Origin of the sequence: Nocardia sp. JCM 34519.1, assembly GCF_020361265.1 — a bacterium.
Taxonomy (GTDB): Bacteria; Actinomycetota; Actinomycetes; order Mycobacteriales; family Mycobacteriaceae; genus Nocardia; species Nocardia arthritidis_A.
Window position 1 is genome coordinate 355,080 of the sequence record NZ_JAIRBR010000004.1, and the last position, 23,318, is coordinate 378,397.

General features: G+C 68.4%; 22 protein-coding genes. 17 read left to right on the forward strand and 5 right to left on the reverse strand.

Translation table 11 applies throughout. The features are described 5' to 3' along the window. Position 1 precedes the first annotated feature (1 nt). Together LGY53_RS13655 and LGY53_RS13660 are read right to left on the reverse strand one after the other, a co-directional pair. Positions 2–1,366: a glutamine synthetase family protein gene (locus LGY53_RS13655; protein WP_225727047.1), complete on the reverse strand. Its 1,365-nt coding sequence runs from the start codon at positions 1,364–1,366 to the stop codon at positions 2–4. Positions 1,367–1,430: 64 nt separating this feature from the next. Continuing rightward, positions 1,431–2,309 (reverse strand): ribokinase, encoded by an 879-nt coding sequence (locus LGY53_RS13660; protein WP_225727048.1) that lies wholly within the window; start codon positions 2,307–2,309, stop codon positions 1,431–1,433. Between the two features lie 43 nt (positions 2,310–2,352). Here LGY53_RS13660 and LGY53_RS13665 point away from each other — a divergent pair, with 43 nt between their 5' ends. The 16 genes from LGY53_RS13665 (at position 2,353) to LGY53_RS13740 (ending at position 20,162) form a co-directional block, all read left to right on the forward strand. Beyond that, entirely contained in the window at positions 2,353–3,618 is a 1,266-nt protein-coding gene (locus tag LGY53_RS13665; RefSeq protein ID WP_225727049.1) for a glutamate-5-semialdehyde dehydrogenase, read from the forward strand. Positions 3,619–3,662: 44 nt separating this feature from the next. Beyond that, positions 3,663–4,538, forward strand: coding sequence for a MoxR family ATPase (locus LGY53_RS13670; protein ID WP_225727050.1), 876 nt, complete (start codon positions 3,663–3,665; stop codon positions 4,536–4,538). A gap of 3 nt (positions 4,539–4,541) precedes the next feature. Beyond that, positions 4,542–5,966: a VWA domain-containing protein gene (locus tag LGY53_RS13675; protein ID WP_225727051.1), complete on the forward strand. Its 1,425-nt coding sequence runs from the start codon at positions 4,542–4,544 to the stop codon at positions 5,964–5,966. Positions 5,967–6,024: 58 nt separating this feature from the next. Next, a complete protein-coding gene (locus LGY53_RS13680) occupies positions 6,025–7,848 on the forward strand; it encodes an HSP90 family protein (protein ID WP_225727052.1) in 1,824 nt (607 codons plus the stop codon). Between the two features lie 2 nt (positions 7,849–7,850). After that, positions 7,851–9,914, forward strand: a complete 2,064-nt coding sequence (locus tag LGY53_RS13685) for a hypothetical protein (RefSeq protein WP_225727053.1) — start codon at positions 7,851–7,853, stop codon at positions 9,912–9,914. Between the two features lie 93 nt (positions 9,915–10,007). Further along, on the forward strand, positions 10,008–10,682 hold the full coding sequence (nadD, locus tag LGY53_RS13690) for a nicotinate-nucleotide adenylyltransferase (RefSeq protein WP_167473256.1): 675 nt from the start codon (positions 10,008–10,010) through the stop codon (positions 10,680–10,682). Continuing rightward, positions 10,679–11,083 (forward strand): ribosome silencing factor, encoded by a 405-nt coding sequence (gene rsfS / locus LGY53_RS13695; RefSeq protein WP_167473257.1) that lies wholly within the window; start codon positions 10,679–10,681, stop codon positions 11,081–11,083. Before nadD ends, rsfS begins: the two co-directional genes overlap by 4 nt. Continuing rightward, complete coding sequence (locus LGY53_RS13700; protein ID WP_225727054.1) at positions 11,080–11,739, forward strand: histidine phosphatase family protein; 660 nt, start codon at positions 11,080–11,082, stop codon at positions 11,737–11,739. Before rsfS ends, LGY53_RS13700 begins: the two co-directional genes overlap by 4 nt. After that, the gene (gene octT / locus LGY53_RS13705) at positions 11,729–12,460 is read left to right on the forward strand and encodes a diglucosylglycerate octanoyltransferase (RefSeq protein WP_225727055.1); all 732 of its coding nucleotides are present in this window, start codon (positions 11,729–11,731) and stop codon (positions 12,458–12,460) included. The genes LGY53_RS13700 and octT overlap by 11 nt, the downstream gene beginning before the upstream one ends. Continuing rightward, positions 12,461–13,303, forward strand: coding sequence for a DegV family protein (locus tag LGY53_RS13710; RefSeq protein WP_225727056.1), 843 nt, complete (start codon positions 12,461–12,463; stop codon positions 13,301–13,303). Between the two features lie 178 nt (positions 13,304–13,481). Beyond that, the gene (locus tag LGY53_RS13715) at positions 13,482–14,507 is read left to right on the forward strand and encodes a helix-hairpin-helix domain-containing protein (RefSeq protein WP_225727057.1); all 1,026 of its coding nucleotides are present in this window, start codon (positions 13,482–13,484) and stop codon (positions 14,505–14,507) included. A gap of 28 nt (positions 14,508–14,535) precedes the next feature. Then, positions 14,536–17,019: a ComEC/Rec2 family competence protein gene (locus LGY53_RS13720; RefSeq protein WP_225727058.1), complete on the forward strand. Its 2,484-nt coding sequence runs from the start codon at positions 14,536–14,538 to the stop codon at positions 17,017–17,019. Positions 17,020–17,078: 59 nt separating this feature from the next. After that, positions 17,079–17,369: a hypothetical protein gene (locus tag LGY53_RS13725; protein ID WP_225727227.1), complete on the forward strand. Its 291-nt coding sequence runs from the start codon at positions 17,079–17,081 to the stop codon at positions 17,367–17,369. Between the two features lie 44 nt (positions 17,370–17,413). Next, positions 17,414–17,824, forward strand: coding sequence for a PIN domain-containing protein (locus tag LGY53_RS13730; protein WP_225727220.1), 411 nt, complete (start codon positions 17,414–17,416; stop codon positions 17,822–17,824). Between the two features lie 44 nt (positions 17,825–17,868). Continuing rightward, on the forward strand, positions 17,869–18,840 hold the full coding sequence (gene holA / locus LGY53_RS13735) for a DNA polymerase III subunit delta (RefSeq protein WP_225727059.1): 972 nt from the start codon (positions 17,869–17,871) through the stop codon (positions 18,838–18,840). A 65-nt stretch (positions 18,841–18,905) separates the two neighbouring features. Continuing rightward, positions 18,906–20,162 carry an LCP family protein gene (locus tag LGY53_RS13740; protein WP_374111174.1) on the forward strand — a complete coding sequence of 419 codons (1,257 nt, stop codon included), beginning with the start codon at positions 18,906–18,908 and terminating at the stop codon, positions 20,160–20,162. A gap of 92 nt (positions 20,163–20,254) precedes the next feature. Here LGY53_RS13740 and LGY53_RS13745 read toward each other — a convergent pair whose 3' ends face one another. Then, entirely contained in the window at positions 20,255–21,328 is a 1,074-nt protein-coding gene (locus LGY53_RS13745; protein WP_225727060.1) for an aldo/keto reductase, read from the reverse strand. 159 nt (positions 21,329–21,487) lie between these two features. Here LGY53_RS13745 and LGY53_RS13750 point away from each other — a divergent pair, with 159 nt between their 5' ends. Next, on the forward strand, positions 21,488–22,348 hold the full coding sequence (locus LGY53_RS13750; protein ID WP_225727061.1) for a helix-turn-helix transcriptional regulator: 861 nt from the start codon (positions 21,488–21,490) through the stop codon (positions 22,346–22,348). Between the two features lie 10 nt (positions 22,349–22,358). Here the strand turns inward: LGY53_RS13750 and LGY53_RS13755 are convergent, their stop codons facing one another. Both LGY53_RS13755 and rpsT read right to left on the reverse strand, forming a co-directional pair. Continuing rightward, positions 22,359–22,613 (reverse strand): hypothetical protein, encoded by a 255-nt coding sequence (locus tag LGY53_RS13755; protein WP_167473269.1) that lies wholly within the window; start codon positions 22,611–22,613, stop codon positions 22,359–22,361. 303 nt (positions 22,614–22,916) lie between these two features. Then, positions 22,917–23,177: a 30S ribosomal protein S20 gene (rpsT, locus tag LGY53_RS13760; RefSeq protein WP_167473270.1), complete on the reverse strand. Its 261-nt coding sequence runs from the start codon at positions 23,175–23,177 to the stop codon at positions 22,917–22,919. Positions 23,178–23,318 lie beyond the last annotated feature (141 nt).

A 23,318-nucleotide genomic window follows, 5' to 3' on the forward strand; every position in this document is an offset into this window, starting at 1 on the left:
GTCAGAACCGCCAGCGGGTCAGCTCGACGAGTTCCAGCGGATCGGTCTGCGCGTACCGCTCCGCCTCGGCCCGGCGCACCGTGAGCAGCGCGTCGTGTAGTTCCGGGCCCATCGCCTCGGCCAGCACGGTGGATTTGGCCAGCCGCTCCGCCGCCTCGACGGACGACATCGGCAGCCGCCGCACCCCGGACAGCATGAGCTGCTCGGCGTCGAAAGTCATCGGATCCCCGGTGATTTCGGGTGGAAGCCGCAGTTCCTCGTGCACTCCGGCCAGACCCGCCGCGATCACCGCACCGACGATCAGGTACGGATTACCGGTCGCGTCAAGGCATTTCACCTCGACATTGGCCGCCCGCTCCTCGGTGCCGCGCACACCGGTGATGAAACGCAGCGCCGCCTCCCTGGTCTCCCGGCCCCAGCACTGCCAGACCCCGGCCCAGCGCGACGGTTCCAGTCGCAGGAAACTCGCCGGATTGCCCGCGCCGACCGCGACGAGCGCGGGCAGCTCGCGCAGGATGCCGGCCAGGAACGCCTCACCCGCCGGTCGCATCCCATGGTGGCCGGTGCCGCCGGCGAACAGCGAGCCGCTCCCGTCGCGCACCGAAAAGTGCAGGTGCGCACCGGATCCGGCGCCGCCGGGCTCGATGCACGGCGCGAGCATGGCCCGCCAGCCGTATCGGCGGCTCTGCTCCCGGATGGTGTGCCGCACCAGCACCGCGTCGTCGGCCGCGCCGACCGGTTCGTTCGGCGACACCGACAGCTCCAGCTGGGAGAGCGCGTATTCGGGGTGGAACTGCTGCACCTCGATCTGCTGGCGGGTCAGCGTATCGACGAGATCCCTTGCGTAGTCGGCGATTTGGCCCAGCCGGGTGATGCCGTACCCGGGACCGTACAGCACCGGGTCGAATTCGGCGGTGTCGGCGCCGAGCGCCCACTCGGTTTCGAACGCCATCGAAAGCCGCAACCCCTGCCGCCGCGCCGCCTCGGTCTGGCGGGCCGCGAAATCGCGTTGGCAGGCGACGAAGCGGGTGCCCTCCTGGGTGTACTTGTCGGCGGGCGCCCAGGCCCAGCCGGGCTGGCAGGCCAGTTCGGTGAGCCGGGACAGATCCGGGATCAGCCGCAGGTCACCGTCGGGACCGCCCAGATATTTGCCGGTGGTCATCAGGTCGTCGAAGGCGAAGGTTTCGAAGCACGGCGATACCCCGACCCCGAATCGCGCGGCATCGGCCAACCGAGCCGCTGGCACGGTTTTCACCCGTGTGATGCCCGCATTGTCCACGAAGGACAACACGACCATCTGTGCATCGATACGACCGATCGCGCCGAAATCGCCGTCGGCCGGTATGCGTTCCGGCGTTGAGGACATGGAATCGACGATAAACGGCCGCGGCCGGGTGTGCTGCCGAGTCGATGAATCGGCGGATGCCGCACTACTGTTCGCCGGCGAGCGCGGCCGCGATATCGGCGCGGGCCGGAATGGAACTGCTCGCACCGAGTTTCGTCGTGGCCAGCGCGCCTGCGGTACTCGCCCAGGCCAGTGCGCGTTCCGGGCCGCGGTGCCAGGCGGCGGCGAGCGCGCCGGTGAAGGTGTCACCCGCACCCGTCGTATCGACCACCTCGACTCGCGGGCTCGGCACCTGTGATTCGCCGCCGGGCCCGCGATAGGTCGCGCCCGCCGCGCCCTGGGTGATCACCAGATGCGCGACCTTGTCGAGGGTGTCGCCGAGCTGTTCGGCCTCACCGGAATTCACGACGGCGATATCGACATTCGCCCACAACTCGTCCGGGAGGGGTTGTGCCGGTGACGGATTGAGCATCACCATGGTGCCGTTCGCGCGGGCGTGCCGGGCCGCGGCCGCGACGGTCGGAACCGGAATCTCCAACTGGCACAGCAGGATATCCGCCTTCGCGATGACATCGAGCTCGGCGGCGGTGAGGGTGGTGAGCGTCGCGTTCGCGCCGCCGACCACGATGATGCTGTTCTCGCCCGATGCGTCGACGACGATCGCGGCGACCCCGCTCGGGCCCGCGACGGTGCGCAGCAGGCCGGTGCCGACACCGGAATCCGCGAGCACCCGCCGCAATTCGGCGGCGAACAGATCGTCGCCGACCGCGCCGACGAATTCGACGGTATGCCCGGAACTCCTGGCCGCGGCGATGGCCTGATTGGCGCCCTTACCGCCGGGCACCAGCCGGAAACCGGTGCCGAGCACGGTTTCCCCCGGCGCGGGCCGCCGCTCGGTGGTGGTCACCAGATCCATATTGATGCTGCCGAGTACGGCGATCAGTGGCTCTCGATCGGGACACATATACCGGACGCTACCCGTAACCGCGGGTCAGTACGCTGTACCCATGACGGTAGGTACGACGCCCGAGCTGGATGTTCGCGAGGCGGTGCACGCGGCCGCGCGCCGGGCTCGGATCGCGTCGCGGGCGCTGGCCCAGCTCACGACCGCACAGAAGAATACGGCCCTGCACGCCGCGGCCGATGCGCTGCTCGCCGCCGCCGATGCCGTGCTCGCGGCCAATGCCGAGGACATCGCCGCGGCCGCCGCCGCGGGCACCGAGGATTCGCTGCTGGACCGGCTGCGGCTGACCAAGGCCAGGATCGACGGTATCGCCTCCGGCCTGCGTCAGGTGGCGGGCCTGCCGGATCCGGTCGGCGTGGTGGTGCGCGGTTCGACGCTGCCGAACGGTCTGGAGATCCGGCAGGTGCGGGTGCCGCTCGGCGTGGTCGGCATGGTGTACGAGGCGCGGCCGAACGTCACCGTCGACGCCTTCGGGCTCGCGCTCAAATCGGGTAATGCCGCGCTGCTGCGCGGCTCGTCCTCGGCCGCGAAATCCAATGCGGCGTTGGTCGCGGTGCTGCGGGAAGCGCTTGCGGCACAAGATATTCCGGCCGACGCGGTGCAGTTGCTGCCGAGTGCGGACCGGTCCAGCGTCACCCATCTGATCCAGGCGCGCGGCCTGGTCGACGTGGTGATCCCGCGCGGCGGCGCCGGACTGATCAACGCCGTCGTGCGCGACGCGCAGGTGCCGACCATCGAGACCGGCACCGGCAACTGCCACGTCTACGTGCACGCCGCCGCCGACCTGGACATGGCCGAGCAGATCCTGATCAACGCCAAAACGCGCAGGCCCAGCGTGTGCAACGCCGCCGAGACGGTGCTCATCGACGCCGCCATCGCCGATGTCGCGGTGCCGAGGCTGACGCAGGCGCTGGAGCGGCACGGCGTCACCATTCACGGCGACCTGCCCGGTCAGGTCCCCGCCACCGACGCGGACTGGGGCGAGGAGTACCTCACCCTGGATATCGCGCTCAAGGTGGTGGCCGACCTGGACGCCGCGGTCGAGCACATCAACACCTGGGGCACCGGCCACACCGAGGCCATCGTCACCGGTGAGCTGGCCGCCGCCCGCGAATTCACCGCCCGGGTGGATGCCGCCGCGGTCATGGTGAACGCCTCCACCGCCTTCACCGACGGCGAGCAGTTCGGGTTCGGCGCCGAAATCGGCATCTCCACCCAGAAGCTGCACGCCCGCGGCCCGATGGCGCTGCCGGAACTGACCTCCACCAAATGGATCGTGTGGGGCGACGGCCAGATCCGGCCGGTTTAGCCGCGAGCACCGCAGCGCGGCGGTTCTACAGGAAGGACTGCACAGTGGCCGATGCAGAGCAGAAGCCGATCTTCACCTCGGTCGACGATGTCGTCGAGCGTCTCGCCGAGACCGGCTATCTGGCCGACAAGGCAACGGCCACTTCGGTTTTCCTCGCCGACCGGCTGGGTAAACCATTGCTGATCGAGGGCCCTGCCGGTGTCGGCAAGACCGAGCTGGCCCGCGCCGTCGCCCAGAGCTCGGGCGCGGAGCTGGTCCGGTTGCAGTGCTACGAGGGCGTCGACGAGGCCCGCGCGCTGTACGAGTGGAATCACGCCAAGCAGATTCTGCGCATCCAGGCGTCGAGCGAAAATGATTGGGCCGAAACGAAGGCCGACGTTTTCACCGAGGAATTCCTGCTATCGCGCCCGCTGCTCACCGCGATCCGGCGCACCGAGCCGACGGTGCTGCTCATCGACGAAACCGATAAGGCCGATGTCGAGATCGAGGGACTGCTGCTGGAGGTGCTCAGCGATTTCGCGGTCACCGTCCCGGAATTGGGCACGATCACCGCCAGCCGGAAACCGTTCGTCGTGCTCACCTCCAACGCCACCCGCGAACTGTCCGAGGCGCTCAAACGACGCTGCCTCTATTTACATCTGGACTTCCCGGACGAGGAGCTGGAGCGGCGCATCCTGGCCAGCCGGGTGCCGGAGCTGTCCGCCGCCGTCGCCGCCCAACTGGTGCGGATCGTGCACGTGCTGCGCGGTATGCAGCTGAAGAAGCTGCCGTCGGTGGCCGAATCCATCGACTGGGGCCGCACTTTGCTCGCGCTGGGCCTGCGCGATCTCGACGATGCCACCGTGCGCGCGACACTCGGCGTCGTGTTGAAACATCAGAGCGACCATCAGCGCGCCCTGACCGAGCTGAAGCTGGCCTGAGCCGTGGCCGCGGGTTCGGCGCCGACGGGGCTGCCGCTCGATGCGCCGCACGGGCTGCCGGGTCATCTCGTCGGTTTCGTGGAAGCGTTGCGGGCCAGGGGAATTCCGGTCGGTCCCGCGGAAACCGTTGACGCGGGCCGGGTGCTGACCGTCCTCGATCTGCTCGATCGTGAGGTGCTGCGCGAGGGTTTGGCGTGCGCGCTGCTGCGCCGCACCACCCACCGCGCCACCTACGACGGGCTGTTCGATCTGTGGTTCCCGGTGGCGCTCGGCGAGCGAACCGGCGCGCTGGACGAGATCGAGATCCCGCATCGGCCGTCCGGCGAGGTCGACATTCCGGCGCTGCGTGAACTGCTCGCCGGACTCCTCGCCCAGGACAATGCGACCCGACAGCTGGAGCTGCTGGCCGCGCAGCTGGTCGACCAGCTCGGCCAATACCAATCCGGGGGCGGCCCTTCGTTTTCCGCGTACCAGGCGCTGAAAGACGTACAGCCGCAGACGCTGTTGGCCAGGATCCTGGCCGGGCTGGCGGCCGGGCCGGACACCAGCGAATTCGATATGGAGATCGCGCGCCGCGCGGCCCGGCAGCGCATCGATGGCTTCCGCGGCGCGGTGGAGGCCGAGACGCGCAGGCGGGTCGCCGAGCGCGTCGGCCGCGAGCGCGTCGCGGGCTACGGGGTGGCCCGGCAGGCCGAGGACGTGGATTTCCTGCGCGCCTCCGAACGCGAACTCGCCGAGCTGCGCCGCAGCACCCAGCGGCTGGCCCGCATCCTGGCCTCGCGACTCGCGGTGCGGCGCAGGCATTCCCGGCGCGGCGAGATCGATCTGCGGCGCACGCTGCGTAAGTCCATGTCCACCGGCGGCGTGCCGATCGATCTGGTGAACCGCAAGCCGCGGCCCGGTCGTCCGGAACTGGTGCTGATGTGCGATGTTTCGGGTTCGGTCGCCGGATTCAGCAACTTCACCCTGCTGCTGGTGAGCGCGCTGCGCCAGCAGTTCTCCCGGGTGCGGATCTTCGCATTCGTCGACGATGTCGACGAGGTGACCCAATTCTTCGATCCGCGAACGCAATTGGATAAGGCGATGGCCCGGATCTTCACCGAGGCACATGTGGTCGGCAGCGACGGGCATTCGGATTACGGTGCGGCGCTGCGCGGATTCGCCGCGGGCTGGCCGGACGCCGTCACCAGCCGCAGCTCGCTGCTGATCCTCGGCGACGCCCGCACCAACTACCGGGACCCGCGCCTGAATACGCTGCGCGACCTGGTCGGCGTCGCGAAACACGCGCACTGGCTCAACCCGGAACCGATGGGCCAGTGGGGTTCCGGCGACTCCGCCGCCGACGAATACCGGCAGGTGATCGAGATGCACGAATGCCGGTCGGCCCGGCAACTCACCGCGGTGGTCTCCCGGCTGCTGCCGGTGTGATCGAAGCGATCAGCTTTCGTTAAGCCGACCATAGGGTCTTTGCGGGACCATGCGCGGCATGGCGAATACGACCAACAACGTCTTCCAGGTCGATCTGCGGGGAATCGTCGATCTGTTGTCGCACCATCTGTATTCGGGCCCGCGCGTGTACGTTCGCGAGCTGTTACAGAACGCGGTGGACGCGGTCACCGCCCGGCGGCAGCACGATCCGTTGGCGCCGAGCGATATTCGCCTCGATATCGAACAGGGCGGCCTGTGCGTCACCGATCCCGGTATCGGGTTGACGGAGGCCGATGTGCACCGTTTCCTGGCCACCATCGGCCGCTCCGCCAAGCGCGACGATATCGGGGGCGCGCGTCGGGAATTCCTGGGACAGTTCGGCATCGGGTTGCTGGCCTGTTTCACCGTCGCCGAACATATCCGGGTGGTGAGCCGCTCGGCGATCGATCCGGCCGCCGCACCGGTGGAATGGGTGGCCGCCGCCGACGGCACCTATTCGGTGCGGGTGCTCGCGCCGCAGGACCATCCGGAGCCGGGTACGACGGTCCATGTGACGCCGCGCGCCGGGGCCGGATCGTGGTTCGCCCCCGAGCGGGTCGTCGAGCTGGCCCGTGAGTACGGTTCGCTGCTTCCGTATCCGGTGACGGTGTGCGCCGAGGGGGAAACCGTCTGTGTCACCGAGGGTTTGCCGGTGTGGCGGCGGAAGTTCGGTTCGCCGGAGGAGCGCAGGCTCGCCCTCCTCGAATACGGCGCGCGCACACTGGGTTTCGCACCACTGGACGTCATCGAACTGGATGCGGACCTGGCCGGGGTGCACGGCGTGGCCTATGTGCTCGCACAACCGGGCAATCCCGCCGACACCGGCGCGCACCGGGTCTACCTGAAAGGGATGCTGCTCGGCGCGGCCGTGCGCGGATTGCTGCCGGACTGGGCGTTTTTCGTGCGCTGTGTGCTCGATACCGATTCGCTGCGGCCCACCGCCTCGCGCGAGGGTCTCTACGAGGACGAGCGCCTCGCCATCGTGCGTGAGGTGCTCGGCGAGCAGGTGCGCTGCTGGCTCACCGAGATCGCCGCCACCGCGCCGAACCGGCTGGCCGCCTTCCTCGCGGTGCATACGCTCGGTGTGAAGGCGATGGCCAGACATTCGCCGGAGCTGCTGCGAATCATGCTGCCGCACTTGTTGTTCGAGACGACGGACGGTCGCGTCCCACTGAGCGAATTCGCCCGCAACCATCCGGTGGTCCGGGTCACCGCGACCGTCGAGGAGTTCCGCCAGGTGGCCGCGATCGCGGCGGCTCAGGGCGTCGGGGTGGTCAACGGCGGCTATGTCTATGACCGCGAACTGATCTCGCTGCTCCCGCACGTGCTGCCCGAGGTGACGGTCGCGGAGCTGGATCCGGACACGCTCACCGCGGCACTCGATACCGTCGCGGCAGCCGACGAATTGGCGCTGGCTCCGATGCTGGCGACGGCGCGCGCCGCACTGGACCGGGTGGGCTGCGAGGTGATCGTGCGGGCCTTCCATCCGGTTTCGGTACCCGCGCTGTACCTGGACGGCCGGGCCGCGCGCAACGAGCGCGCCAGGGCCGAGATCGCCGCCGACGCCGACGAGCTGTGGTCCGAAATCCTCGGCGCCCTCGAATCCTCGGTTCCGCGTGCGCAATTGGTGCTGAATCTGCACAGCCCGGTGGTGCGCGGCCTGCGCCGCATCGACGACCCCGCCTTCCTGCGCACGGCCGTGGAATCGCTGTACGGCCAGGCCTTGCTGATGACCCACCGTCCGCTGCGGCCCGCCGATACCGCGCTGCTGAACCGCGCCTTCGGCGAATTCCTCGACTGGGCGACGCGGTACGCCGTCGGGAACGGTGAAGGAGAACGCTGACCATGAACCCCGACGAAATCCGCGCCGCACTCGACCGGAGCGCGGCGCTGCCGCACGGCCGGATCCGGACCGAACACCTGGAAACCCTTGCCGCGGCGGCGAAATCCGGTCCGGACCGGCGGCTGGAAGGGCAGGTGCTGCTCGACCTGGTGCAGGCGTACAGCTACGCGGGTGAACGCGACCTGGCCCCGGTCGCCTACGGCAGGCTGCTGCACATCTACGACGAATTCCCGGCCGAACTCGGGCCGCTCACGTCATCGATCCACTGGTACCTGAAGTGGATGACGTGGGGCCTGATTGATAACCCGGCCATTCCGCTGTCCACCGTGCACCGCTGGCTCGACGAACTCGAAAACCGTTACCGGCTGCGCGGTTACAGTCTGCGACCGGTTTTCGCGTTGCGCGCCGAGCTGGCCAGGGAGACCGGTGACGCGGATTCGGCGCGGGCGCTGCTCGACGCGTCGATGGCCGCGCCGCGCGACGGCATGTCCGACTGCGTGGCCTGCGAGCGCAACGAATGGGGCAGGACCAGTGCGTATTTCGGCGATGACGAGGCGGCGCTGACGCACTGGCAGCCGGTGCTCGACTCCGAGCGCACCTGTGTCGAGGAACCGCACCGGGTATTCGCGCAGGCGCTCCTGCCGCTTGTACGCACCGGCAGACTGGCCGACGCCCGCAATGCGCACCTCACCGGCTATCAGCTGGTGCGGCACGCGCCCGACCTGCGGCATTCGGTTGGTATGCATATCGAATTCTGCGCGTTGACCGGTAACGAGGCGCGCGGTCTGGAAATCCTGGCGGCACATGCCGGTTGGCTCACCGATCCGGGCTCGGATGTGGCACACCGGCTTTCGTTCGTGACCGGGGTGTGCGTGCTGCTGCGGCGGTTGACCGTACTCGGTCTCGGCGAACTGACCATCGGCACCGGATCGGCGAATTCGCTGCTGGCCGAGCTGGATTCGGAGATCGCCGAGCTGTGCACCCGGTATGACCTGCGCAACGGCAATACCGTCGTGAGCACCAGGATCGCCGGGCGGCTGGCCCGGCAACCGCTCGTCGACCAGCTGCCGCTCGGGCTGGGCGCCACCTTCGTGAAACGGATGCACGGATCCGCCGCACCCGCATTCGCCGACGCGATCACCGAACGCGGGACGGTCATCACCCGATCCGGTGGTCCCGCGGCGTCCACGGAGTTGGCCGATTCGGCCGTCGCGCCGGACAGCGACGCCGCGGACCGGGCCGCCGAGGCGCGCCGGCTGGCCGAACTCGGCACCGCCCAGCTCTCGGATGATCCGAGCTCGGCGGAAGCGCTACTGCGCCATGCCCTTTCACTCGGCGCCCCGGTATTGCCCGCCGAGCATACGGCGCGGATGAGCGCGCAACTCGTCATCGCGATCGCCGGACAGCCCGGTAACGAGCTGAAGTTGGCCGACGCGGCCCTGCGGGCGGCCGCCCGGTGGGAGGAGATCTCCGTCGCCGATGCGGTGCACCACACGCTGATCGCGGCACGGGCGCTGCACCGGGCCGGACGGCACGGCGAGGCGGTCGCCCTGTTCGAACAGGCGTTGGCGGGTACCGAGATTCCCTATCCGGACGTCGAATTGGCGGTCGTACGCGGCCAATTCGGTGAGTCACTGCGGGCATTGCGCCGGGACCGGGAGGCGATCGAGCAGTTCGCGCTCGGCGCCGGACTGGTGCCGCCCGACAGCGACCGCGGCGTGCTGCGCGCCGAACTCGCGCGCTCGGCCGCGGCGGCGTTGAGCGCCTGCGGCGAGGACGAACGCGCGCTCGCGGCGTACCTGCATGCCGCCGAGATATTCGGCCGCGCCGGACGGGCACTCGACCGGGCCCGCTGCCTGCGCGCCGCGGCCCGGACACAGCGCTGGCTCGGCGCGCCCGAGGCCGGGGGCCGTCCATGGCTGGACACGATGGCCGCGGTGCTGGCCGAGCTGACGGAACTGGCGGCCAGGGATACCGCGCCGGAAGTTACGGCCGAACTCGCCGATGCCAGGGATCAGCTGGCCGAAATGCTGCGGCGGCGGGATGGTACCGGCAGGGCCGACTGAACGGTTCGGTAGCTCACGGTGTCCATGGTTCGCTCGCGAGCTCGCTCACAGCGAACGTACCGCTCGTAACGTCAACCACTAAGCTCGGCAATCATGCACGAGAACGGTCGGCGCCGACGCAAGCTGGGGGTGATGGGCGGCACCTTCGACCCCATCCACCACGGCCACCTGGTCGCCGCGAGTGAGGTTGCCAACAGGTTCGAACTGGACGAGGTGATCTTCGTCCCGACCGGTCAACCATGGCAGAAGGCGGGCGTGGCGGTCAGCCCGGCCGAGGACCGCTACCTGATGACGGTCATCGCGACCGCCTCCAACCCGCGGTTCTCGGTGAGTCGCGCCGATATCGATCGGGGCAAGGTCACCTACACGGTGGACACCCTGCGCGAGATGCAGGCCGCCTATCCGGACGCCGAGCTGTACTTCATCACCGGAGCGGATGCGTTGGCCAACATCCTGACATGGCACGATTGGGCGGAACTGTTCGAACTGGCCAAGTTCGTCGGAGTGACCCGTCCCGGATACGAGCTGAACACCGACCATCTCGAGGAACATCTGCGTGATCTTCCCGCCGATGCGGTGACCATGATCGAAATCCCGGCCCTGTCCATCTCGTCGAGCGAATGCCGGCGCCGCGCCGCCGAGAATCGGCCGGTGTGGTACCTCGTCCCCGACGGCGTGGTGCAGTACATATCGAAGCGGCACCTATATGCCGCGCAGGAAGCGGAAGGTCCATTGAGCGTGGGTAAGCGGAGCGAGGCACAGGAATGACGGCATCGGTGGAGTCGGTGGAGATGGCGCAGGTCGCCGCGCGGGCCGCGGACGAGAAGCTGGCCTCCGACGTCGTGGTGCTCGACGTGTCCGAGCAACTGGTGATCACCGACTGCTTCGTCATCGCATCCGCGCCGAACGAGCGGCAGGTCAACGCCATCGTCGACAATGTCGAGGAGAAGCTACGCGCGGCCGGGCACAAGCCGGTGCGGCGCGAGGGCACCAGGGAGGGCCGCTGGGCGCTGCTCGACTACGTGGACGTCGTGGTGCACATCCAGCACAACGACGAGCGCAATTTCTATGCGCTGGAACGGTTGTGGAAGGACTGCCCGGTGGTTCCCGTCGATGGCATCGGCGTCGATCCGCGTCAGGTCAGAACGGATGTGGAAGGCGCCGAGTGAGTAAGTATGCCGGTGTTCGCACGCTGATTCTGTTGCGGCACGGGCAGACGGAGTGGAACGCTGTCGACCGGATGCAGGGGCAGATCGACACCGATCTCACCGAACTCGGTAGGCGTCAGGCGAAAGAGGCCGCGCGCGAACTGGTTTCGCGCAATGCCATCGCGATCGTCTCCTCCGATCTGCGTCGCGCGTACGACACCGCGACGGCGCTGGCCGAGCACACCTCGCTCTCGGTCGAGACCGATCCCCGGCTGCGCGAGACGAACCTCGGCCGGTGGGAGGGGCTGACCCATTACGAGGTCGACGCCGAATACCCGGGCGCGCGGGTGGCCTGGCGGCTGGACGCCGAGTTCACGCCGCCGGATGGAGAGAGCAAACTGCGGGTCGGGGCGCGGGCGCTGCCGGTCGTGCGGGAGCTGTACACCGAGCGACAGGATTGGCCCGGCCGCACTATCATCCTGGTGGCGCACGGCGGGCTGATCGCCGCCCTCACGGCCGCGCTGCTCGACCTGCCGCCCCGCAACTGGCCTGCCCTCGGCGGATTGGCCAACACCAGCTGGGTGCAGCTCAGCAGCCACGGCCCGAGCATCGATCAACCCGGCTGGCGCCTGGACGTGTGGAATGCGGCGGCGAAGGTGGCACCGGATGTCCTCTGAAGATCCGACCAGGCAGGGCCGGCCGGTGCTGCTGGTGATCGCCGACTCGCTGGCCTATTTCGGCCCGAAGGGCGGGCTGCCCGCCGACGACCCCAGGATCTGGCCGAATCTCGTTGCGGCCGAATTGGGTTGGGATGTCGAGTTGGTGGCCAGGATCGGTTGGACCTGCCGGGACGGATACTGGGCGCTGATCGGCGACCCGCGGGTGTGGGCGGCGGTGCCGCGCGCCGGCGCGGTGGTGTTCGCGGTCGGCGGCATGGACAGTCTGCCGTCCCCGCTGCCGACCGCGCTGCGCGAGCTCATCCGTTACCTGCGCCCGCCCGCGGTGCGCAGGCGGGTCAGACAGACCTACAACTGGCTGCAACCGCGGCTGTCCAAACTCGGCAGGCCGGTCGCGCTACCGCCGCACGTGAGCGTCGACTATCTGGAGCAGTCGCGAAATGCGTTGGCGCAGTTGCGGCCCGAGCTGCCGATGGTGGCCGTGCTGCCGTCGGTGCACGACTGCGCGGCGTACGGCCGGGTGCATTCCGGACGTGAGCCGGCGGTGCGTGCGCTGCTGGAATGGTCTGGGCGCACCGGTGTTCCACTGGTCGACCTCGCGAAAGCGGTGCGCGACAACATATTCTCCGGCGAGGCGAATCCGGACGGCATCCACTGGGGCTGGGCCGCGCACGTCGAGGTGGCCAGGGCCATGGTGAAAACCCTGCAGGAGGTTCGGTAGTTGGCCGTCGTGGTCGTCACCGATTCGTCCGCCTGTCTGCCCGCCGAATTCGTCGACGAACTGGGAATCGCCGTCGTCCCACTGCATGTGCTGATCGGCGACCGCGCGATCCGGGAGGGCATCGACCCGATCGAGATCGACTATGCCGCCGACACCGTCACCACCTCGGCTGCGTCGCCTGGTGAGCTGCGCGAGGTCTACGAACGGGCGTTGGTCCGCAGCGGCGGGGACGGCGTTGTGGCCGTACATATTTCGCGTCAGCTGTCCGGAACCTGGGAGGCGGGCAGGCAGGCGGTGCGGGATATGGACGCAGCAGATCAAGTGCGCCTTGTCGATTCGCTCGGCGCCGGGCTGGCCACCGGGCTGCCGGTGCTCGCGGCGGCGCGGCGGGCGCGGGCGGGCGCCGCGCTGGACGTCGTCTACGACACCGCGGTGGCGACTGCGAGCCGGGCGCGCACCTTCATCCTGGTCAACCGCACCGAACAGCTGCGGCGCGGCGGCCGATTGAGCAGTGCCGCAGCGTTTTTCGGCAGCGAGCTGGTCACCAAACCGCTGTTGCAGATCGTCGAGGGACGGCTCGAACTTCGGGAGAAAGTCCGCACCAGGTCCAAGGCGTACGCGAAACTCGTCGCCGCCGCGGTCGATGCGGCGGGCGAGGACGGGGCGGCCGTCGCGGTGCAGCACCTCGGCGCGGCGGACGCGGCCGAAACCGTTGCCGCACAATTGCGCGAGCTGATTCCGGGCATTCGCGAACTCGTCGTCGCCGAATTCGGCCCAGCGCTCGGCGTACACCTCGGCCTCGGTGCGGTCGGCGTGCTCGTCGTGCCCGGCGGCTGCGCCTGACCACCACCCGCACTTCGCGGCCGCCGCGGTCCGACTGTTTCGCCGAGAATCTGGTGCGACGCTGATCGTGCGGCGTGGCGGCGGCGAGTTGTGCACAGCGGCGCGGTTATCCCCAGACTTCTTGAAATGCCTGGTCGCAGCGCGGATTCGGCGGTAGGCCGCGCTTAACGTCGCGGCCATGTCACGACATGACGAGCGCGAGCGGATTAGGCGGCGGCTCGGCGCGCTGCAGCGCGATATCGGGGCCGGGCGGGCTTCGGTGATCGGGGCGGACCCGGCGCGGGCCGGTGGGGTGCGGATGCGTCCCATCCCGCTCGGCTCGCCGATCAGCGGATTCCGCGGACGGCCCGGCGATCCGAGATCCGTCGCGCGACCGGACGCCGCGGACTCCGACGTGTGCGGCGCCGCAACGGATTTCGGGAAGTGGGAGCTCGAACAGCTCGCGCCCGAGCCCGGCCGCCGTGCCGGGGAATTCGCCGCCGTCGAACGACCCAAATGGCTCGACGAACCGGCGGATCGCGCCGGTTGGTGGGAACGCCTTGTGCCGGAACGGTTTCGCGGGACCCGGCTCGATCCGGGCCGCCGTGGCGTACTCACCCTCGCCGCGGTCGGACTCGCCACGGTGGCCGTCGCCGTCGTCATGGTGGTGCGCGACCGGCCCGTCGCCCAGGCGGTGCCGCCGCCGACGGTTCATCCGGCGGCCACCTCGGCCCGGTCCGCGCACACCTCGGGCGCACCCTCGGTCGCGCCGCCCGCGAACACCGAATTGGTGGTCAGCGTGGTCGGATTGGTTCGGCGCGGCGGCCTGCATCGGCTGCCGCCCGGGTCCAGGGTCGCCGATGCCGTCGCGGCCGCGGGCGGCGCCACCGAGGAGGCCGACCTCACCGGCCTCAACCTGGCGCAGCGCCTTCAGGACGGCGACCAGGTCGTCGTCGGCTCCCGGCAGAGCCAAGCCAGATCCGGCAGCAGCACCGTCGGCGGCGCGAACACCACCGCGTCCGGACGCCCCGCCGTTCGCGTAGACCTCAACACCGCAACCGAATCCGAACTCGACGCCCTCCCCGGCGTCGGCCCGGCCACCGCCCGTGCCATCCTCACCTGGCGCGCCACCAACGGCCGCTTCACCGACGTATCCCAGCTATCCCAAATAGACGGCATCGGCCCGGCCAAACTCTCTCGCCTCCGCGACCTGGTGACCGTATGACTCGGAAACGTGCCGGCGAGGCGCGCGGATGAGCGGAATCGATGGGGCCGGGGATGTTGATCCGCGGGCGGCGGATGAGCATGCGGGGGAGTTGGCCGCACTGGATGCGCGGCTGGTGCCCGCGGCGGTGTGCTGTTGGGCCGCAACGATTGTGGCGTTGGCGGCGGGGTGGGTTGCCGGACTGCTGCTCGCTGCGGGGTTGATGGTGGCGGCCATCGGGTTGTGGGTGCTGCTGCTGTGGGCGATGGCGCATCGCAGTGAGCGGTTGCGGGCGGTCGCATTGGTCGCGCTGGCGGCGGTGCTGCTCGGCGCCGGATTCGCGGTGGCCGCCGCATGGCGGGAGTACCGGGTGGCGACCCATCCGCTGCGGGCCGTCGCCGGGCGGTCGATGCAGGTGGTCGTCACACCGAGCGCGGACCCGAAGGCGGTGCGGTCCAACGCTTTCGGCGAACAGCGCTGGGTGGTGCGAGCCACGCTGCGCGAGTACCGTAGCGGCGCGCAATCCACCACGGTGGGCGGCGCGGTGGTGATCCTGGCATCGGGCGAGGAGTGGGCCGCCCTGCTGCCGGGGCGGCCGGTGACCTTCCGGGCCCGCGCCGAGCCGCCGCGCAGACACGATCTCACGGTGGCCACCCTGCGGGCGCAGGGTCCGCCGGAACCGGCCGGCGCACCGCCGTGGTGGCAGCGGGTCGCCGGTTACGTGCGCGCCGAACTGTCGGCCGCCGCCGCGGGCGCGCTCGACCCGGATGCGGCCGGACTGCTGCCCGCCGTGGTCGTCGGCGATACCTCTCGGCTGCCCGAACATGTCACCGAGGATTTCGAAATCGCGGGGCTGGAACACATTTACGTGGTGAGCGGAGCCAATTTCTCGATTCTGCTCTCGGCCGTGCTGTGCGTGGTCCGGATGTTGACGCTGGGACCGCGCGCGCAGGCGGCCGTCGCCACGCTGACGCTGCTGCTGTTCGTGGTGATCGCCAGGCCCGATCCGAGCGTGCTGCGGGCCGCCGGGATGGGTGCGGTGACCCTGCTCGCCATGGTGACCGGCCGACGTAAGCAGGCGCTGCCCGCCCTGTGTGCCGCGATCATCGGATTGCTCGCGTTGGCACCGGAATTGGCGATGCGAGCCGGATTCGCGCTGTCGGCGTTGGCCACCGCGGGCCTGATTCTGCTGGCACCGAGCTGGTCCGACTGGTTGCGGGCACGCGGCTGGTGGCGCGGGCCCGCCGAATCGGTTGCGGTGGCCGTCGCCGCGTTCGTGGTCACCACTCCGCTGCTCATCGCGCTGTCCGGCAAGCTGAGCACGGTATCGATTCTGGCGAACATCCTGGTGGAGCCGGTGATCGGTCCGATCACCGTGCTCGGCGTGCTCGCGGCCGTGCTCTCGGTCGTCTGGCCGCCGCTCGCCGAAGCGGTGCTGTTGTGTGCGCGCCCACTGCTGTGGTGGCTGCTCTCGGTCGCCGAGCGCTTGGCCGCCGTGCCGGGCGCGGAGCTGGCGATACCCGGCGGAACCAGCGGCGGCATCCTGGCATGCCTACTGCTCGTTGTCGCCGTGCTGGCGCTGCGGTCGCGGCGGGTGCGCAGGCTGGCCGCCGTTATCGCGATTTGCCTTGCGGCCGTGCTGGTTCCGGTCCGGGTCTGGCATCCGGGCTGGCCGCCGCCGGGCTGGGTGCTGGCCGCCTGTGATGTCGGTCAGGGCGACGGGCTCGCACTCTCGCTCGGCGGTGGCGCGGCGATCGTCGTCGATGTCGGTCCGCAGCCGCGACTCATTCGCTCCTGCCTGGATCGGTTGCGTATCACCACAATTCCGCTGTTGCTGTTGTCGCATCCGCACGCCGACCATATCGGCGGCCTCGCGGGAGCACTGCGCGGCCGTACGGTCGCGGCGATTGCGGTGGCCGAGGGAGAGGTGGCGGCCTCTCACTCACCTCCGGCGAATGGTACTGCGGCACAGCATCATTCGTCGAAAACCAGCTTCGAGCGTGAGCCGGTCGCCGATATCGCCGAGGTGGTCGCCGCCGCACGGGCGGCAGACATTCCACTCCTGGAATTACAGTCCGGTGCGGAATTGAATTTCGGCCCGGTCGAATTGACGATTCTGGCCCCGATATCGAGCGGTGCCGCACAATCTTCCGTCGACAACGCCAACGACCGCTCGATTGTCTTCGCTGCCAAAACTCCTGCGGGTCGAATCCTGTTCACCGGAGATATCGAGGTCGAAGCCCAACGCGCGCTGGTTAACTCCGGTGCACCGGTACAGGCCGACATCCTCAAGGTCCCGCATCACGGATCACGAACCACCGCAACGGAATTCCTGGACGCTGTCCATCCGCGACTGGCGGTGGTGAGCGTCGGCGCGGACAACACCTTCGGCCACCCGAATCCGGCCATCCTCGCCCATCTCTCGGCCCTCGGCGCGACCGTCGTTCGGACGGACCACCAGGGTGACGTGCTGATCCTCGGATCCGGCCCGACCCTGCGCACCGTTGCGCGCCAGCGAAATTCCGGCGACTGATGGCCGCAATCGACTTAGTCTTTTATGAGAGGAGTTGGCTATCAACGAGGAGCGTGATCATGACGGACATGAGTATCACCACGGTGTCGGCTCCGGCCGGATTTTTGGAATTCGCGATGAAGGAGTTGGGCTACACCACGACACAGGACATGATGCTGGCCCTGGTCCAGCAGGCACTGGAGCAGGAGCGTCAGCTCTATGTGCTGGAAGGACCGGGGGAGGGCGAGCTGGAAGTTATGGACCTAGCCACACTGCAGGAGGAACAGCAAAGGGCGTTCGATATCATTTCGGCGCATACAGGTCTGGCTTTGCTGGCGGATCCGGAATTTCGTGCGATGGCGCGCCGCTAGTTCTCTGCCAGGAATCTCCGCCGACCAGGAAGCCGGGTCGGTACCTGCTCGATTGCAGTGCGTGGTCTCGGGTGCAGTCAGGGCAGCTCGATTACACGGCAATCCGGAAGCGATATGCCGGTCCTGGCTCGATGCTGGTCACGACGACGATCCAATTGCTGGAGATCCTGTTCACCGCGCAGAGTCCTGCGGAGTGGGAAAGGCTCCACACCGTAATGGCGCGATATCCGTTGCTGCACGCCAACGTTCGAACGCACCGAATAGCCACCGGCATTCAGCGACGGCTCTGGCAGCAAGGCCGCAAACGAGCCGCGGGCTCCGCCGATATCTACATCGCCGCGATCGCCGTGCAATACGACACCACGGTCGTGCACTACGACAACGACTTCGAGCACATCGGCGCGGTCGCTCCCGAATTCCGACACGAGTGGGTCGCCCAACGGGGAACACTGTGAGCGCCACCGAGTTCTGTCGGCCCGCACCCGTAGGATCGTTTCCCGTGGCGGATTCCATTGCACCCCTGCACCTGGTGCTCGGGGAAGAAGAACTGCTGATCGAGCGGGCGATCGCGGAGATCACCGGCCAGGTGCGGGCGGGTGCGCCGGATCCGGACGCGGTGCCGGTGGATCGTCTGCGGGCGGGCGATGCGAGCACCGCGGAGTTGGCGGAGTTGTTGAGCCCGTCCCTGTTCGCCGAGGACCGGGTGATCGTGCTGGATTCCGCGGCCGAGGCCGGTAAGGAGGCCGTCGCGGTGATCACCGCGGCAGCGGCGGATCCGCCGCCCGGCGTGGTGCTCGTGGTGCTGCATTCCGGCGGCGGCCGGGCCAAGGCGCTGGCTCCCGCGCTGCAGAAGGCGGGTGCCGCGGTGCACAACTGCGCGAAGCTCACCAAGGCGGCCGAGCGGGTCGAGTTCGTGCGCGGCGAATTCCGCGCGGCGGGCATCAAGGCGTCCGGCGATGTCGTCCAGGTGGTGCTGGAGGCGGTCGGTTCGGATCTGCGTGAGCTGGCCGCCGCGTGTTCGCAGTTGGCCGCGGATACCGGCGGCAAGCTCGACGTGGCGGCCGTGCATCGCTACTACTCGGGTAAGGCCGAGGTTTCCGGCTTCGATGTGGCCGAGCTGGCGGTGGCGGGTGATCGCCCGGCCGCGATGGAGGCACTGCGCTGGGCCAACGATCGCGGCGTCCCGCATGTGCTGCTCGCCGACGCGCTGGCCGATTCGGTGCACACCATCGCGAAGGTCGGCTCGGCGGGCCGGGGCGACCCGTTCAAATTGGCTTCCGAGCTGGGTATGCCGCCGTGGAAGGTGAAGAAGGCGCAGCAGCAGGCGCGCGGCTGGACCCCGGCCACCATCGGCTCGGCGCTGCAGGTGGTCGCGACGCTCAACGCCGATGTGAAGGGCGGCGCGGCGGATTCGAGTTATGCCCTGGAATACGCGCTCACCAAGATTCTCGATTTACACGCGGCGGGCTGACCAGGAGATATCGGTCACTCGACCCCCGAAATGACCAGTTGATCCAGGCAAACTGGAAACTGGTTATGAATGAGCAAACTCCACTGAAGTCCAGCCCCGGCGAGCGAGCGCGCGCCCGGCACCGCCGGATCCGCGGCGCGCATCGGCGCGCGGTGCGGCGGCGGATCGGTCGCGCGACGGCCAAGGTGTGCACGGCCGGGCTGTCCGCCGCGGTACTGGCCGCGACCGCGGTGGGCTGGGCGACGGCGGGCAGCTTCGACAGCGGCTTCACCCGGTCCGGCGCGGTGGCGGCCGACGCGCCGCGCTCCCTCGGTGGTGATCTGAACGTCCTGCTGGTGGGCCTGGACACCAGGAAGGATCAGAACGGCAACAATCTGCCGCCGGAGATCCTGTCCCAGTTGCATGCCGGCGACGGCGACGAGGGTGGCTACAACGCGAACACGCTGATCCTGGTGCATATCCCCGCCGATATGAAAAGGATTGTCGCCGTGTCGATTCCGCGCGACGACTACGTCCCGGTGCAGGGCATACCAGGCTACACCCACGCCAAGATCAAGGAGGCGTACGGGCTGAAGAAGGCCGCGGTCGAGGATCAGCTGATGAGCCAGGGCATCACCGATCAGGCCACGCTGGAGCATGCGGGCCGGGAGGCCGGGCGCGCCTCCATCGTGCAGGCGGTGCGCGACCTGACCGGGGTGCCGATCGACCGCTTCGCCGAGGTCACCCTCGGTGGTTTCTACGATCTGGCCAAGGCGCTCGGCGGCGTCGAGGTCTGCCTGAACCATCCAGTGCGCGATCTCGAATATTCCGGCGCCGATTTCCCGGCCGGACGCCAGCGCCTGGATCCGGCGCAGGCGCTGGCCTTCGTCCGGCAGCGGCACGGCCTGGAAAACGGTGACCTGGACCGCACCCATCGCCAGCAGGCCTTTCTCACCTCGGTGGCCAAGGATCTGAAGAGTGCGGGCACCTTCACCGATATGCGCAAGCTTTCGGCGCTGATGGAGGTCGCGCATCGCAATGTCGTGCTGTCCGACGGCTGGAATGCCACCGATTTTCTGCGCACCGTCGGCTCGGCCGACAACCCGACCGTCGAATTCCGCACCCTGCCGGTGCTGAGCTACGACGTGATCAACGGGCAGGATGTCAATATCGTCGACCAGGACGCCATCCGGCGCGAGGTGCGGGCCGCGTTCGGCGATCAGGACCCCGCGCCTGCGGCACCGACCACAACGACCCCGACCGTATCGGAAACTCCCGCACCGGATGTCGGGCAACCGGTCGATACCGTCATCGGTGGCGACTCCATACCCTGCGTGAACTGATCTCTCCCACAATATGATTCGCCCGCACAGCGAAATATGCTGTGCGGGCGAAATTTTCGTCCCGAAGGAATGCGGAGCTGCGCCACGCCGAATCAGGCGATCCGGCCCGCCACCTTCAGGTCGCCGAACGTCACGTTCTGCGTCATCGGGCGTGCCAGAAAATCGTGCGGGAAGCCGAGTTCGATGGCGCTGGCCTGCTCCAGCCGAGCGAGCTGTTCGGCATCGAAGGTCACCTCGAGCGCACCGAGGTTGTCATCCAGTTGTGCCGCGGTGCGCGCCCCGATGATCGGCGCGGTCACTCCCGGCCGCCGCAGCGCCCAGGCGAGCGCCACCTGTGCGGGTGTCTTACCCAATTGTGCCGCAACGTCTTTCACGGTATCCGCAATGTCGAGTCCGCGTTCGCTCAATGCCCCGTTGGCCGCGGCGACGTTCTTCCTGGTACCGCTCGGCGACGCGTCGGCCTGATGTTCGAGGTCGGCGCGGGTGTACTTGCCGGTGAGCACACCGCTGGCCAGCGGCGACCACGGGATCACACCCAGCCCCAGTTCCTGGGCCATCGGGATCAGATCGCGCTCGACGGTCCGTTCGATCAGGCTGTACTCGATCTGCAGCGCGATCAGCGGCGACCAGCCGCGCAGGTCCGCGATGGTCTGCATGCGCGCGATCTGCCAGGCCGGCGCGTCGGAGATGCCGAGGTAGAGCACCTTGCCCTGGCGCACCAGGTCGTCGAGCCCGCGCAGGATCTCCTCGACCGGGGTCAGGAAGTCCCAGGCGTGCAGGTAGAGCAGGTCGATGTAATCGGTGTTCAGATTGCGCAGGCTGGCCTCCACCGAGGCGACCATGCTCTTGCGGTGGTTGCCGCCGGAGTTGGGGTCGCCCGGCCGCCGCAGCATGGTGTATTTCGTTGCCAGCACCAGGCTTTCGCGATTGTCCTTGGTGAACTCGCCGAGCAGCCGCTCGGACGAGCCGTTGGTGTACATGCTCGCCGTGTCGATGAAGTTGCCGCCCCGCTCGACATAGGTGTCGAAGATCTTGCGGGACTCGTCCTGCTCGGCGCCCCAGCCCCAATCGGTGCCGAAGGTCATGGTGCCGAGCGACAGCGGCGACACCCGCAGACCCGAGCGGCCGAGCAGCCGGTAGGTGTCGAGGGTGAGCGCTCCGGTCATGTCGAACTCCTGTCGATCTCGTGAATCTCGTTGTTCGACAATGAGTCTGCGACGGGTGAAACCGGCGGATAAGGGAAGGTTCTTCCTGGGAAGGCCAGTACCAGGCAGCCGTAATATCAATGGTGATGACTGCAACGGCGAATGCGACAGGGCGGTGGCTTGCGTAACCAGATAGCGCCCGGGAGCGCCACGAATCCGATACAGGAACTGGCGGCCTTCCTGCGGGACCGGCGCGAGCGCCTCGCGCCGGCCGCGGTCGGGCTGCCTGAGCGTAAGCAGGTCCGGCGCACCCCCGGTCTGCGCCGCGAGGAGGTCGCCGAGCTGGCCGGGGTCAGCATCGACTACATCGTCCGGCTGGAGCAGGGCCGCGGGCTGCGCCCCTCACCGGAGGTGCTGGAGGCGCTGGCCGACGCTTTGCGCCTGGACAACGCCGAACGCGCCTACCTGTTCGATCTGGCCCAGCAGCGCCAGCCCGGGGGCGGCAAGCCGAGCAGTGTCGCCGCGCCCGCGCTCGCCCGGCTGATCGAGGATCTGCGTCCACTGCCCGCGATGCTGGTCAACCACCGCTACGACATCCTCGAGTGGAATCCGGAGATGACGCGGTTGATGGTGGTGGATTTCGCCACCCTGCCGACGGCGCATCGCAACACTATGTGGCTGTGCGTAATGCATCCCGCACTGCGTGACTTCTACGCAAACCGGGACCAGACCATCCGCGAGGGCATCGCCGACCTGCGCGCCGCGTGGGCGGCGCATCCCGACGATCGGGTGCTCGGCGACATGATCACGGAGCTGCAGGCCCGCAGCGACGAATTCGCGACCGCGTGGGCGCAGCACGACGTGATGGTGCGCGGCCGGGGCTGCAAACCGCTGCGGCATCCCGATGTCGGCGCGCTGGCGGTGAATTTCGAGGTGCTGATCTCGGCGCAGGACCCGGATCAGCGTTTGGTCATCTACCGCGCGGCGGATCCGGACTCACAGGCGGCACTGGACCGCCTCGCCGCATCCGCCGCGCGGTAGTGGGCCGGAATTATTCGCCCAACAGCACGGCTGTCAGTTCCGCGTCCTCGCCCTCGTCGGACTCGTCGTAGCGGCCCTCCCAGTCCTCGTAGAGGGGCACCTCCTCGTCTCGGGTGACGACCCACTCCAGCGAGTACCCGCCGTCATCGTCCGGGACCATGACGTTTTCGATCTTCAGGCCGAAGCCCAACACTTCGGCCGCCCGGATGATGTCCGGGAGATCCTCGGCTCGCACCACAGTCTGATTGGCGTACACGGTTACCATGCGCGGCATCGTAGCTGGCTCGGGTGACAAGGCCCGCCGTGATCCGAAAACAGGCCGCTGACCGGGGGGAGTTCGTCGGCGGGTCGTGCCGGGGGAATCAGGGTCTTGCCGGTGGGCCGAGTAGGGAACTCACGCTGACCCTAGGCGGACGGCAAACCTTCGGCATCCAATCGGGAGCGGGTGCCGGATATCGGCATGTCGCACCGATTCGTTCGGGCGGCGAGATTATGTGTACATGACAAAAGCCGCCATGGTCATCGAGGCCACGGCGGCTGCGTCAGTCGATCGGCTCTATGCCGAAAATCAGATCTTGTTGACGGCCTGCGAGAGCGCCGACTTCTTGTTGGCGGCCTGGTTGGCGTGGATGACGCCCTTCGAGGCGGCCTTGTCCAACTTCCGGCTGGCGAACTGCAGCAGGTCGGTGGCCTTGCCCTTATCGCCCGCCGAGATGGCCTCCCGGACCTTGCGGATCTGGGTGCGCAGCTCGGACTTGACCGACTGGTTGCGCTTGCGCGCCGCCTCGTTCGTGCGGATCCGCTTCATCTGGGACTTGATGTTGGCCACGCCTGTATCCTCTGATTCCTGTCACTGAGTGGTCTGGTACTGACGAAAAGTTCGTGAGCGTGCGTCGCACCATGAATATGGGTAACGCAATGCCGAAGGTCGAGGTTACCAGCCGCAGCGTAGAACCAGAAATCGGTGGTC